The sequence below is a fragment of the Alteromonas lipotrueae genome (genome assembly GCF_019249255.1).
GTDB lineage: Bacteria > Pseudomonadota > Gammaproteobacteria > Enterobacterales > Alteromonadaceae > Alteromonas > Alteromonas lipotrueae.
The window spans coordinates 357,068-369,959 of sequence record NZ_JAESDJ010000002.1 but is presented as its reverse complement, the minus strand read 5'-3'; the positions used below and the strand labels follow the sequence as shown (position 1 = coordinate 369,959).

Here is a 12,892-nt window from a genome sequence, read left to right as displayed (position 1 = left end):
ATTAGGCGTTATTGGTTCTGCGAGCGGCTTGGCATTGAGAAATAAGCGCAGCAAATTCTTCTGGAGTTCTATCTATGTCAGAGGTGGCAATAAACACGTCATAACCTAGGCGCTTGCGAAGCTCTGCCATACGGTTTGCCAACATGGCTTTTACCCCAGTGAGTACCGTGCCATTGTTTAACGTAAAATGATTGTCATCGAACATAGACTCTTCGTAGCAACTTCCCGTTGCACACCCTTCATTGGTGTTATGCAGCAACAAAGGCCGCTGCTCCATAAGCAAATGAGTGGCTAAACGTGGCGATATACTGGTTAGAAACTCGGTATAGTCTTTTAATTTAAAACCCACGGTTTCAAGCCCTACATGCTCTAATCCTTGTCGTACTCTGGGGCAGTCTGCCCGCTGTAAGTTTTCCCAATGTATCCGCCAGCTGCCTAAACGGTGGCGATAGGTAATTACCTCTGTGGTCATTTCTAGGCTGAATTCAGGCTCTCTAATTTTGAAGTAGCCCACCAGCAAGGTAACTAATGCGGCGCTGGTGATAAGAATACCTGCAAGGAAAAGCCAATCAGGGAGCAATACAAACCAAAGCGCAGCAAACACCAACCCTGCGCAACCAATAACAATACTGGTTATACCGTTACTTTTTGACGCGGCTCGAATAAGAATAGGTTCAGGGTTATTGCCAGACATACAGGTACACAACCAACATAATTAAGGCCCACAGCACATAAAGTCGAATACGCTGGCAGACGGCACAGTCTGTTTTCCACCAGCTAAAATGGCGTGTTGGCGCATTTCGTTTGTTCTGACTTTTACGCATAAACAGGCAAACAGATTAATAATAAATACAGTTTACCTGTTTATACCTCGTGTTGTTAGGCCAGATGTCGATAGCGGTAGCGCTGAAATGCTGCCACCAGTATGGGGGTGAACACTAACGACAATATGACAGAAAAGCCTACGCCACCGGCCAGCACGACAGCAAGAGGCGGCCAAAAGCTCCCTTCACTGAAGAGCAACAACGGGATTAATCCACCAACCGTGGTAAAGGTTGTGGAAAGAATGTGTCGACTACAGCCCATGGTTTCTTGCACGATAGCAGCGATATTCCCGTGTTTAGCCTGCGCGTTTGCATTTATCGCCGCAATAACCACGATGGAGCCATTTATCGCAACCCCGATTAACCCTGCCGATCCTAACAAGGGGTTAAAGCCTATCGGTAAGCCTGACAACCATAAACTAAACATACCGAGCCCTACTGACAGTATCGCTACCAATACAATCACACCAGCCATACGCAAACTGGTAAAGGTTAGAATTAAAGTAGTTAGCATGAGTACAAGGAGCACCGGCGCGTAAGTCCCTAGCTGCCCCATTGCTCGCTGCTGTTCATCTGCGTCACCTGCAATATGAATACGATACCCTTCTGGCAACGCTAAGTATTCATTTAGCTTCTGCCTTAGCGTATTACTGGCATCAACAGCGGGGACATTCGGCAAAAGGTAAGCCTGAATACGATTGACCCGTTCTCCATCTTGTCGAGTAATGCTGCTGATAGACGGTGCTAGTGTTAACGAAGCCACTGCACCTAACGACGACCAGTTTATAGCGCTATTTACCGAACTGTCCGCAGCCACCGGAATGGGCATGGAATTAATACCCGCCACATCTTGTCGGAAGCTATTTGACAATCTAACCCGCACAGGAATTTCTTCTGTGCTTTCCAAAACCGAACCACCAGCAAGCCCTGAGAAGTTAATTTGCATCTGACTAGCTAAGTCGGAAAGGCTCAGGCCAAGGTAAGATAATGTATCGCTTGAGGCATCAACATTAAGTTCTGGTTCACCCATGGTGATACTGGCTGTTGATTGGGAAATACCAGGGACATCTGACATTAAAAATCGAACTTGCTGTCCTAATTCATTCAATATGTCTAAATCGGGCCCAAATATTTCTACTTCTACCGGCGCAGCAATAGGCGGACCTTGTCCAAATGCGCGCACCACAATTTGAACTTCAGGGAAGGTATCATCAAGATGATGTTGCAAACGACTAATTAGTGTGGCCGCCTCTTCTACCGTATTTGTCGTAACTACTGCATTAGAAAAGTTGGGTAAATTATCGCGCGTCATGATTTGGTTGTAATACACTGAAGGGGCAGAACCTCCTACCAACCATGTTACCTGCTTCACCCCTTCGCTTTCGCGAATAACACTGTCGACTTTGTGGGTGTAAGCGAGTGTGTTGCCTATGCTACTGCCCTCTTTTGTCCACATATAAACTTCGAACTGATCTCTATCGGCGCTGGGGAAAAATACGTTAGCCAACGTGCCTGAGAGTACAAAACCAGAGATACAAAACACAAGAACTAGGGGCAAGACTAAAAGGGGCCGAGCAATCCACCCGGCTAAGTGTTCGCGAAACGCTTGGCTTAATTTAGGGGCTTGTAACCCCACTTGCCACCAATGTTTATTCGCCATATTTTCAGCTTGTTCACCTTTAGGGAGAAAGCGAGCTGCCAATGCCGCTATTACTGTCAACGATATGAACAACGAGCCGATCAATGCCATCACCACGCTTATAGCAATAGGCCCAACAAAATCACCAATATTGCCGTTTAGCAGGAAAATAGGCATGAAGCCCAATATGGTGGTAAGTGTAGAGGCCAGCAAAGGCGCAAAAAGGTGAGAAACACTTTTGGCCATCGCGCCAACCCGAGTGGCGGATGGGTCTTGTAAGTTAATCCGAATTTCATCGGTAATAACAATGGCGTTATCGATTAACAGTCCAATAGCGATGATCATGCCGAAGATAGACATTTGGTGAATTTGTTCGTTATAAAAGTTAAGAGAGAACAACGCAAAAGACGCACACAACGGAAGCGCCAACCCCACTATCCACGATGCTTTAAACCCCATGAAGAGCAATATAACTAACATGACTACCGCACAACCCATTAATAGATTGCCCGACAGTTCGGCTAAGCGATTGCTGGTATATTTATTTTGCTCAAAAGCGATATCAGCTGTTACCGTGCCTTTAAATTCCTGATTAAAGCTATCAACGACGCTTAGCGCATCGTGAGTCCATACATCTGCACGTAGCGAGGTTTGCATACGGGCAGCAACGAAGATAACTTCTTCTCCGTCAAGCACACCGATGTCAGAACGTGGCGTCACATACCCACGAGATACCGTTGCAATGTCTTCTACCCGTAAGTAACGACCATCTTGATTCACCAGCGGGATAGCAGAAACCATTGCCACCCCGTCTAACCCTTTCGCCACAGTGAAGCGTAAATTTGTGCTTTCAGTGTCCAGCACTCCCGCAGGAAGTTTAGGATCGGCATGACTAATAATACTGCTTACTTGCCCGAGGTTTAGGCCGGTTGCCGCGAGTTTATCAGGGGAGATACTTACGCTAATTTCTTCTTCGGGTGCGCCATAAATACGCACTAACTCGGTACCATGTACATTACGAAGTCTATCGGTAAGCTCTTCCGCTAACCGACCCGTAAGGGTAAGTGATGTGGTATCAGGGTGAGAGGCTTTTAATGCTAATAATAATGTAAATGCAGTGGCCCCTCGCTTTTCATCAAAAATAGGCGAACCCGCGCCTTCTGGGAAACCTACTGATGCTTCGCCTATAGCGTCTCGTATTTCACTGAATAACTGTTCGTTACTGCTGCCATCAATCCAATCCTGCGTTTCAATATTAATGACTGAAATACCAGCTCTTGAGGTAGATTTGACTTCTTTTATTTCAAAGATTTCTCGTAGCTTGTCTTCTAATACATCACTGACTAGGGCTTCCACCCTTTCTGCCGAAGCCCCCGGGTACGACGTAATCACAAGGGCATTTCGGGTATCAATTCTAGGGTCTTCTAAGCGCGGTAAGTTACCTAGCGCAGACATGCCTGCGACAAGTAATATCACTAAGCTTAAAACGAGTAAGTGAGGCCGTCGGTAGAATAAGGTATACCATGGGTATTTTTTATCGGTATCAAATAGCATAGGGTTCATCGCGTTGCTCCATCAGCGCTATTCAAATCACCCTCGCTCAATTTAACCGCTTGCCCTGGCGACAGCTTATGCGTACCACTTAATACTAAGCGGTCGCCTTCACTTAATGCGCCGCGTACAAAGGCACGCTCACCGTCAGTATAAATAACTTCAACGGTTCTGCTTTCAAGGGTAAGCGTCTCTTGTTCTGTCACCACGAATACTCGCCATAGCCCTCGTAAACCATTGCTAAGCGCACTTGCAGGTATCCAACTGCCGTTGCTATCGCCGTGACGCTGCCCCACCAAGGTGGCAAGATCGCCCGGTCTTAAGCCAGCATTACTCGATAAATTAACCAGGATATCAACAGTACGGGTTTGTCTGTTGCGTACAGGGGAAAGCTGGCTCACCGTTGCTTCAATATTTAACGCATCAACATTAAGGGCTACCTCTTCACCTACACGAAATAATGAGACCATATCCGCAGGCACCGCAAAGCGAGCTTGTAAGGGAGCATCGCTGGTAAGACTGAGCAACGCTGCACCTGCCGCAACAACACTACCTTCATCAAAGTAACGCGCACTGATTGTGCCTGAAAAAGGCGCGAGCAATTTTGTCTTAGTTCGTTCTACATCTAGACTTTCAATGCTTGCTTCAATCTCTTTAACCTGTGCACTAGCTGCAGCCGTATTAGCGTTGACTTCATCTAAACGTTGCGACGATTCTAGTTTTTTCTCTACCAGCACAGTCACCCGTTTTTCACTGAGCTCTGCCAACGTTAAATCTGCACGGGTACGTTCTAACGTCGCGTTTAATTCAACAAGGCGGGCAGACAATCTGTCACTGTCTAGCTTGGCGAGTACATCTCCTTTTTGAACCGTATCTCCCTCGTCTGCGAAAATAGCTATGACTTGGCCACTGGTATCAAAAGACACATCAGCCGCTTTGGGAGATTCAATCAATCCATAAATTTTTACCGGCATTTCAAAGCCGCTTTGTAGCGTGACTCGCGTAGTTGAAACCGCAGTTGGTGGATGCTCGGCAAATTTTTGTGTCGCGCCATTAAGCCCGGCAGCAAACAGCAGAAGCGTTAATCCAACAACGAAGATAGCGATAGCAGCATACAATGCTGCCGATGCCCCTTTTCCTTGTTCAGTAGACTCGGTTGTCATTTCAATTTCCTTGCTTCTGCAGGCTCATACGCCTAGGCATATTTGGTATACTAATTTTACTATGCTAGATTATAAATACTAGACCGTCTAGTTTGATATTAAATTTTAAGTGAGATTCCATTGTCTGAACAAAAAAACAAACGACAAGGCCGCCCCAAAAGCGAAGAAAAACATAATCTTATTCTTCATTCTGCGTCGTGTTTATTTATCGATAATGGTTTCGCCAATACCTCAATGGATAATATTGCTAAGGCATCGGGGGTATCAAAACAAACGGTTTACTCTCATTTCGACAATAAAGATGCCTTGTTTAAGGCCGCTATTACGAAGAAATGCCAATCTTATCAACTAGACACCAACCAATTGATGCAAGGCACTAGTGCTAACCTTCCGCTAAACCATTATTTAAAGCAGGTAGGTACGCAGTTCATCAGGTTAATACAAGATCCTGAGGCGGTTGCTGTTTTCAGGTTGGTCATTGGCGAAGCACAAAGCACCCCTCATGTGGCAAAACTATTTTATGATGCTGGACCTGGAGCATCGATAGAAGCCTTCTCTGAGGTGTTTTTCTTTTATGGCAAAGGTGCGCTAACGAAAGCTAACAGTGTGCAGTTGGCCATAGACTTTTGCTCGTTGTTACAAAGTGACTTTCACAACAAATTGCTGTGCGGTGTTCAAGAGGCAATGCTTGATAAAGCAATTAGCGCTCACGTAGAAATTGCTGTCGAGAAAACCTTACTGCTATTTAACACTTATTGTACAAATAAAGACGAATAACTCACCATCGCGACGGCGACGAAGGATTACTTATTTCCTCGTTTGTTATACACTACAGCCGTTTTCGTTGATGATTGAGTGATACATGTCTGACTTTACCGGTAACCACATTCTTTCGGTTAATCAATTCGATCGCGAGGCTATTGAGAAGGTATTCTCAGTTGCAGATTCTATGCAGCCTTATGCGAAACGCCAAAAGCGCACTACTGTGCTTGAAGGCGCCATCCTTGGTAATTTATTTTTCGAACCTAGCACCCGGACTCGCGTCAGTTTCGGCACCGCGTTTAACCTTTTAGGTGGTGAAGTGCGTGAAACCACCGGCATGGCCAGTTCAGCCTTAGCGAAAGGCGAATCACTTTATGATACCGCCCGTGTACTGAGCGGTTACTCAGATATTATTGCCATGCGTCACCCTGCTGCGGGATCGGTAGCCGAGTTTGCAGAAGGCAGTCGTGTTCCAGTGATTAACGGTGGTGACGGTGCTAATGAACACCCCACTCAAGCCTTACTCGATTTATTTACCATTAAACGTGAATTGGAATACCATGGCCATGGTATTGATGGTTTGCATATCGCAATGATTGGCGACCTTCGTTACGGTAGAACCGTACACTCGTTGTCTCGCCTTTTATGCTTATTCAAAAATGTGCGCTTCACGCTAATATCGCCTAAAGAGTTAGCCATGCCACAACCGATTATCGATGCCATTGAAAACGCGGGGCATCAGCTCAACATTACTGAAACACTTGAAGGCAGTATGGATGCCGACATTTGTTACCAAACCCGCATTCAGGAAGAGCGTTTTCCTTCTCAAGAAGAAGCCAATAAATACCGTGGGAAATTTCGTTTAAATCACTCTATTTATACTCGCCATTTCCAGTCTAAAACCGTCATTATGCATCCACTTCCTCGAGATTCTCGTATAGAGGCTAACGAGCTAGATAACGACCTAAATTTAAATCCAAACCTTGCCATATTCAGACAAACCGACAACGGCGTTCTCGTACGCATGGCGTTATTTGCGCTTACGTTAGGCGTTGAAGAGTTATTGACTAAATATGAACGTGAAGTGGTATGGTTCAGCAACAAGAGCAATGAATTACATGCAAAAATCTGAAGTCCTTTTTACCCGCGCCCAAAAAACCATTCCTGGCGGTGTTAATTCACCCGTTCGCGCTTTTAAAGCCGTTGGCGGAACACCTCGTTTTATTACCAAAGCTGATGGCCCTTACATGTGGGACGCCGATGGTAAACAGTATATCGATTACGTGCAATCGTGGGGCCCCATGGTATTGGGTCATAATAATCCACAAATTCGTCAAGCAGTCATCGATGCCTCTGAATTCGGTCTTTCATTCGGTGCACCTACCGAAGCTGAAATCATTATGGCTGAAACGGTAAGTAAATTGGTGCCGTCAATGGAAATGGTACGCATGGTAAATTCAGGCACTGAAGCCACCATGTCCGCTATTCGTTTATCTCGCGGCTACACGGGTCGCAATAAAATCGTTAAATTTGAAGGCTGTTACCACGGACACGCCGACTCGTTGCTAGTAAAAGCGGGGTCAGGGGCATTGACCATGGGCGTGCCGAGCTCTCCAGGGGTACCCGCTAACGTGGCTGAGCACACGCTTACCGTCGAATATAACAATATCGATAGTGTAAAAGAGGTGTTTAACGCTCACGGAAACGACATTGCCTGTATAATTGTTGAGCCAGTTGCTGGCAATATGAACTGCATTCCCCCTGTCGAGGGCTTTTTAGAAGGTCTTCGCGATGTGTGTGATGAATACGGAAGCCTTCTGATTTTTGACGAAGTGATGACAGGTTTTCGGGTATCGCGGGGCGGCGCTCAAGAGCGTTATGGCATAAAACCAGACCTAACTTGCTTAGGAAAGGTGATTGGCGGCGGAATGCCAGTAGGCTGTTTTGGTGGTAGAAGAGATATCCTAACCCATATTGCTCCTACAGGTCCCGTTTACCAAGCCGGTACGCTTTCTGGTAACCCAGTGGCGATGGCAGCAGGTTTAGCGGCCATGCAGCAGATTCAAGAAGAAGGCCTTTACGAAGGCATCTTTGAAAATACTCAAGCACTTGCTGATGGTATGCAAGCACTTGCCAATAAGCATGGTATTAAACTAAGTACTAATGTTGCCGGTAGTATGTTTGGAATATTCTTTACAGACATTGAGCGCGTTACGAATTATCAGCAGGCGATTAACTGCAATACTGAGCAGTTTAATAAGTTTTATCACGGCATGCTGGAGCAAGGTGTTTACCTGGCACCGGCCTCATACGAAGCTGGATTTGTATCGAAAGCGCATGATAAAGACATCATTGCTAAAACATTAGAAGCGGCTGACAAGGTGTTTGCAACGCTCAAATAACATCAATGTATAGGTAATTTTGTCGACAACGGATTGGTTACTACTAAGTGTTTAGTTTTTTGCCTACCGTGTTGTCGTTACCGCTGTGCTGGTGAGGTGTCGTCAGCACAGACTTGCCTATCGGCAACGACTTAACGCCAAGTCAAAATCTTACCCCTCTGACGACCCGCACAATCAACACATTGATAATGAAGCGTTAAGTTATCTCAAGCCGTTCAAAAGTTCGTCCGCCAACAGTTTATTGACCATATTACTAAAACCGGTTCAGGCCACATTGAGCTTGGTTATGCCATGGTGGTGGTATTTGATCACCCTGATGTTAACCTCACAAGATAAAGCGATTGACGTTGGGATGGCGTTACGCGAAGCATCACATCGATGGGTGTCTTATATATCAAAACATGCTGCTGCCAGATGACTGGGATGGCGCCTTAACTATTCAGTATAGCCTCACCGACGTTATTCAGATTCTATCTTTTTCGCCTGCTCGCGAATAAAAGTAACGGATGGCGCAAAAAAGGCAGCGCCAGTTTCCGCGTTGGTGAAATCTAACCAGCGGTCATAATCTCCATCACCATTGCCGTATATTTGACTATGTAGCATGGCTTTAAAGGGCCTAGCACTGGCCGAGCAACTCACGAACAGTAAACCTTGCGACACCATATCGCCATACGGCATACCTTGTTTAATCAGCCCTGCTTTACCACTTTCAGTGGTAATTATGTTGGCGCGAACACTATGAGAAGATTCAGATTGTTCTGCACTCACTAAGTTATGCTGCTGAGTGGTTCCCATCACTTGTTCTTGCTGCCGTGATGAGAGGCTGTGCCAACGGCGCAAGTCATGTTTGTAGCGCTGTACGTGTAGATAACTTCCACCGATAAAATCAGGATCGTTTTCATTTATGATGGCAACCTCTCTGCGTTTCATTCCACGAGGGTTGTCTGCTGCATACAAGTACCCGGTAAGATCGCGACCATCAAGGTAACGAAAACCACGAATTTGTTCTACCATTTCTACGTGTAATCGAAGTAAATCCATGACCTCAATGCCAATAGCATGGCAAATATCTAAACGGTCAGCCCTAATTTGAATAAACAAATCACAGGGCATTGTAGGCGCACTTCTATCTTCACATTGCATATCAGGGAAAGGCATCAGTTCTACTGGAATTAAGCCTGGGTACACTTCAGTCCAATAGCCAGTTCCAATAGCCACAACACCGGTCACCATAGCTTCGTAATGCTCAGACTCAAAGTGTTCGAATATATCTAACACGCGGGCAAGCTTCGCCCTTACCGCCTCACTATCGTCATCAATAACGTTAAGCAGTAAATATTGCGCATGTAAATTAGGTTCTGCGCAAATCCCTTTTTGTGGTTGTGTCATGGGCACTCTTATTGTTATTTAACCATGGCGAACAATGATACGAGTGTGTATTAATAACCCGCAGCTTGTCCATCTTTTCGGCTTTCAGAAGCCCCAAAGTAAACGTTGCGCTTATCATCCCACATAATTGCCTGATAGCCCCCAAAAGCACCAACAACGCGACGCAATGTGTGACCTCGCTCCATTAACTCTCGCTGTACTGTCTCATCAAATCCTGATTCAAGACTGATATAACCGCCATCAAGCATTAACTTGCCTGTTGGCGAACTAGAGCCGCTGTGCAAAATACGCGGAGCATCACCCGCTTCTTGCAAATTCATACCAAAATCGAGCATGTTCACAATAATTTGCGCATGCATTTGAGGTTGAGTACCTCCGCCCATTACACCAAAGCTTAAAAACGGCGCACCATTACGAGTAACAAATGCAGGGATAATGGTGTGAAATGGGCGTTTTTCAGGCTTAAGCTCGTTGAAATGACCTTCTTCTAAGGTAAACATCTCCCCGCGATTTTGCAGCACAAAACCAAGCCCTGGGGGTGTCATCCCTGATCCCATACCGCGATAGTTACTTTGAATTAGCGATACCATGTTACCGTCTTTATCGGCCACCGTTAAATAAACTGTATCACCATCGTAAATACCTGCGTCTACACGTTCTGCGGCTTTATCGCCGTTAATAAGCTGCTGACGTTCAGTGGCGTAATCTTTGGAAATTAACCACTCAACTGGAATGTCGTTAAATGCGGGATCAGCATAAAACTTTGCGCGATCTTCAAATGCTAACTTTTTCGCTTCCACAAAGGTATGAATATACTCGGCAGAATTAAAGCCCATGCCTTCGATGTCATAGCGCTCTAATATATTGAGTATTTGTAATGCCGCAATACCCTGCCCATTAGGGGGAAGCTCCCATACATCGTAGCCGCGATAATTTGCTGATACCGGCTCTACCCATTCTGACGTATGCGACGCTAAATCAGCATAAGAAAGGTAGCCACCTTGCGATTTCATATAGGCGTCAATATTTTGCGCAATGTCACCCTTATAAAAAGCATCTCGCCCGCCGGTTGCCATTTTTTCGTAGGTTACCGCGAGGCCAGGATTCTTAAAAACATCCCCTTTTTTGGGGACTTTCCCATTAATAAGAAACGTTTCTGCAAACCCATCGTAATGACCTATTCTTTCGTTGTTCATTGCTAAGTAATAAGCAACCAATTCAGAAACAGGAAAACCATTTTTAGCATATTCAATGGCCGGCGTGAGCAAAGCCGTCATAGGTAACTTGCCAAACTTTTCATGTAGCATAAACCAGCCATCTACTGCCCCAGGCACAGACACTGGCAGTGGGCCAAATTTAGGTATTTGCGCTAAACCTCTATCGTTAAACACTTGTTTGGTCAGCAGCTTTGGAGAGCGGCCCGATGCATTTAACCCAACTAGCTTGTTTTCCTTTGCATCCCACACCATTGCGAATAGATCGCCACCTACCCCCGCTCCTGTGGGCTCAACAAGCCCCAGCATAGCGTTAGCAGCAATGGCGGCATCTACGGCACTTCCACCGCGTTTAAGAATATCAAGAGCCACTTGGGTAGCAAGAGGCTGGCTTGTCGCAGCCATACCATGTTGAGCAATAACTTCTGAACGACTCGCAAACGGCGCGCCGGTAACCCTATCGTACCCATAAGCCATTTGACTGACACACAGTAGTAACAAACATCGCAACAGCATGATTTACTTTCCTAATAAGAGAATAAACCTAATGTAGCATTATTGCTAACTAAGTAAATTATCAATAGTTTAGCGTTATTTTTAACTTTATGAAAAACGAAAAAAGCCCCGCAGATGCGGGGCTTAAGATTGGTGATACAGGCATTATCGTTATTATAAGTAATTTTGCCTGTTCAGACTTCCTTACGTACGGCCGTTGGTGAAGTCAGGATAAGCTTCCAGACCACATTCACTCATATCAACACCGTCGAATTCTTCTTCTTCAGTTACACGAACACCAATAACGGCTTTAATCGCTAACCAAACAACTAGGCTTACTACAAACACCCAAACAAAGATGGTAGCAGCACCAATTAACTGACCCACAATGCTTGAACCGTCGTTAGTGAATGGAACAAGGATAAGACCAAGTAAACCAACCACACCGTGAACAGAGATCGCACCTACTGGATCATCAATTTTAAGTTTATCTAACGCTACAATGCTTAGTACTACTAAGATACCACCAAGGCCACCGAATAAGGTTGCTTGAAGCGGAGTAGGCGTTGAAGGCTCAGCGGTAATTGCTACCAAACCAGCTAGTGCACCGTTAAGGGCCATAGTTAGGTCAGCTTTGCCGAACATAATGCGTGCTAAGATAAGCGCGGCAATACAACCACCAGCTGCTGCGGCGTTAGTATTCATAAATACAATCGCAACCGCGTTTGCACTTTCAACTGTAGCAGTAGCAAGTACTGAACCACCGTTAAAGCCAAACCAACCCATCCATAAAATGAATGTACCTAGCGTAGCAAGTGGAAGGTTAGCACCTGGAATAGCGTTAACTTTACCATCAGCAGTATATTTGCCTTTACGAGCACCGAGTACCAGGACACCAGCTAGCGCTGCAGCAGCACCTGCCATATGAACAATACCAGAACCTGCAAAGTCAGAGAAACCAAGGTCACCAAGGGTGTACATGCCAAATACAGCTTCACCGCCCCACGTCCAAGCACCTTCCATCGGATAGATGAAACCAGTCATTACAACAGCGAATGCTAAGAAAGCCCAAAGCTTCATACGCTCAGCCACTGCACCCGAAACAATAGACATTGCCGTTGCAACGAATACTACTTGGAAAAAGAAGTCAGCAGAAGGTGCATACGTTGCTGCATCTTCAGCAACACCTGTTGCGCCGTCACCCATAATTCCACCTAGGAACGGGCTCCACTCGCCGCCGCCATACATGATGCCGTAGCCGCAAATCATATACATGGTGCTAGCAATGGCAAATAACGCGATATTTTTAGTTAGAATTTCTGTCGTGTTTTTAGCGCGTACTAAACCAGCTTCTAGCATGGCGAAACCTGCCGCCATCCACATAACTAGTGCACCGCAGATTAAGAAGTAAAAGGTATCAAGTGCATACCCGAGTTCAAATGTAATTTCCATT

General features: G+C 45.7%; 10 protein-coding genes. 4 read left to right on the top strand and 6 right to left on the bottom strand.

Annotated features, from left to right (window positions below):
• Position 1 precedes the first annotated feature (1 nt).
• The 3 genes from KYS23_RS05030 to KYS23_RS05020 form a co-directional block, all read right to left on the bottom strand.
• Entirely contained in the window at positions 2 to 694 is a 693-nt protein-coding gene (locus KYS23_RS05030) for a DUF2982 domain-containing protein (protein ID WP_159528269.1), read from the bottom strand.
• 185 nt (positions 695 to 879) lie between these two features.
• Complete coding sequence (locus tag KYS23_RS05025; protein WP_218418172.1) at positions 880 to 4,026, bottom strand: efflux RND transporter permease subunit; 3,147 nt, start codon at positions 4,024 to 4,026, stop codon at positions 880 to 882.
• Positions 4,023 to 5,177: an efflux RND transporter periplasmic adaptor subunit gene (locus KYS23_RS05020; protein ID WP_159528265.1), complete on the bottom strand. Its 1,155-nt coding sequence runs from the start codon at positions 5,175 to 5,177 to the stop codon at positions 4,023 to 4,025. The genes KYS23_RS05025 and KYS23_RS05020 overlap by 4 nt, the downstream gene beginning before the upstream one ends.
• A 120-nt stretch (positions 5,178 to 5,297) precedes the next feature.
• Here KYS23_RS05020 and KYS23_RS05015 point away from each other — a divergent pair, with 120 nt between their 5' ends.
• The 4 genes from KYS23_RS05015 to KYS23_RS05000 all read left to right on the top strand — a co-directional run bounded on the left by KYS23_RS05015 (position 5,298) and on the right by KYS23_RS05000 (position 8,759).
• A complete protein-coding gene (locus KYS23_RS05015) occupies positions 5,298 to 5,954 on the top strand; it encodes a TetR/AcrR family transcriptional regulator (RefSeq protein WP_218395648.1) in 657 nt (218 codons plus the stop codon).
• Positions 5,955 to 6,039: 85 nt separating this feature from the next.
• Positions 6,040 to 7,071: an aspartate carbamoyltransferase gene (locus tag KYS23_RS05010; RefSeq protein WP_218418171.1), complete on the top strand. Its 1,032-nt coding sequence runs from the start codon at positions 6,040 to 6,042 to the stop codon at positions 7,069 to 7,071.
• The gene (hemL, locus tag KYS23_RS05005; RefSeq protein WP_159528261.1) at positions 7,058 to 8,341 is read left to right on the top strand and encodes a glutamate-1-semialdehyde 2,1-aminomutase; all 1,284 of its coding nucleotides are present in this window, start codon (positions 7,058 to 7,060) and stop codon (positions 8,339 to 8,341) included. Before KYS23_RS05010 ends, hemL begins: the two co-directional genes overlap by 14 nt.
• A 91-nt stretch (positions 8,342 to 8,432) precedes the next feature.
• Complete coding sequence (locus KYS23_RS05000; RefSeq protein ID WP_159528259.1) at positions 8,433 to 8,759, top strand: hypothetical protein; 327 nt, start codon at positions 8,433 to 8,435, stop codon at positions 8,757 to 8,759.
• 41 nt (positions 8,760 to 8,800) lie between these two features.
• Here the strand turns inward: KYS23_RS05000 and KYS23_RS04995 are convergent, their stop codons facing one another.
• The 3 genes from KYS23_RS04995 to KYS23_RS04985 all read right to left on the bottom strand — a co-directional run bounded on the left by KYS23_RS04995 (position 8,801) and on the right by KYS23_RS04985 (position 12,891).
• Positions 8,801 to 9,730 (bottom strand): Dyp-type peroxidase, encoded by a 930-nt coding sequence (locus KYS23_RS04995; protein WP_159528257.1) that lies wholly within the window; start codon positions 9,728 to 9,730, stop codon positions 8,801 to 8,803.
• A gap of 50 nt (positions 9,731 to 9,780) precedes the next feature.
• Positions 9,781 to 11,460: a gamma-glutamyltransferase gene (gene ggt, locus KYS23_RS04990; RefSeq protein ID WP_159528255.1), complete on the bottom strand. Its 1,680-nt coding sequence runs from the start codon at positions 11,458 to 11,460 to the stop codon at positions 9,781 to 9,783.
• Between the two features lie 183 nt (positions 11,461 to 11,643).
• Positions 11,644 to 12,891 (bottom strand): ammonium transporter family protein, encoded by a 1,248-nt coding sequence (locus KYS23_RS04985; protein WP_013785694.1) that lies wholly within the window; start codon positions 12,889 to 12,891, stop codon positions 11,644 to 11,646.
• Between the last annotated feature and the right edge of the window lies 1 nt (position 12,892).

Bases quoted from the DNA above. Each gene is read 5' to 3' on its own strand.
- KYS23_RS05030 (WP_159528269.1), bottom strand. From the start codon at position 694: ATGTCTGGCAATAACCCTGAACCTATTCTTATTCGAGCCGCGTCAAAA.
- KYS23_RS05025 (WP_218418172.1), bottom strand. From the start codon at position 4,026: ATGAACCCTATGCTATTTGATACCGATAAAAAATACCCATGGTATACC.
- KYS23_RS05020 (WP_159528265.1), bottom strand. From the start codon at position 5,177: ATGACAACCGAGTCTACTGAACAAGGAAAAGGGGCATCGGCAGCATTG.
- KYS23_RS05010 (WP_218418171.1), top strand. From the start codon at position 6,040: ATGTCTGACTTTACCGGTAACCACATTCTTTCGGTTAATCAATTCGAT.
- hemL (WP_159528261.1), top strand. From the start codon at position 7,058: ATGCAAAAATCTGAAGTCCTTTTTACCCGCGCCCAAAAAACCATTCCT.
- KYS23_RS04995 (WP_159528257.1), bottom strand. From the start codon at position 9,730: ATGACACAACCACAAAAAGGGATTTGCGCAGAACCTAATTTACATGCG.
- ggt (WP_159528255.1), bottom strand. From the start codon at position 11,460: ATGCTGTTGCGATGTTTGTTACTACTGTGTGTCAGTCAAATGGCTTAT.
- KYS23_RS04985 (WP_013785694.1), bottom strand. From the start codon at position 12,891: ATGGAAATTACATTTGAACTCGGGTATGCACTTGATACCTTTTACTTC.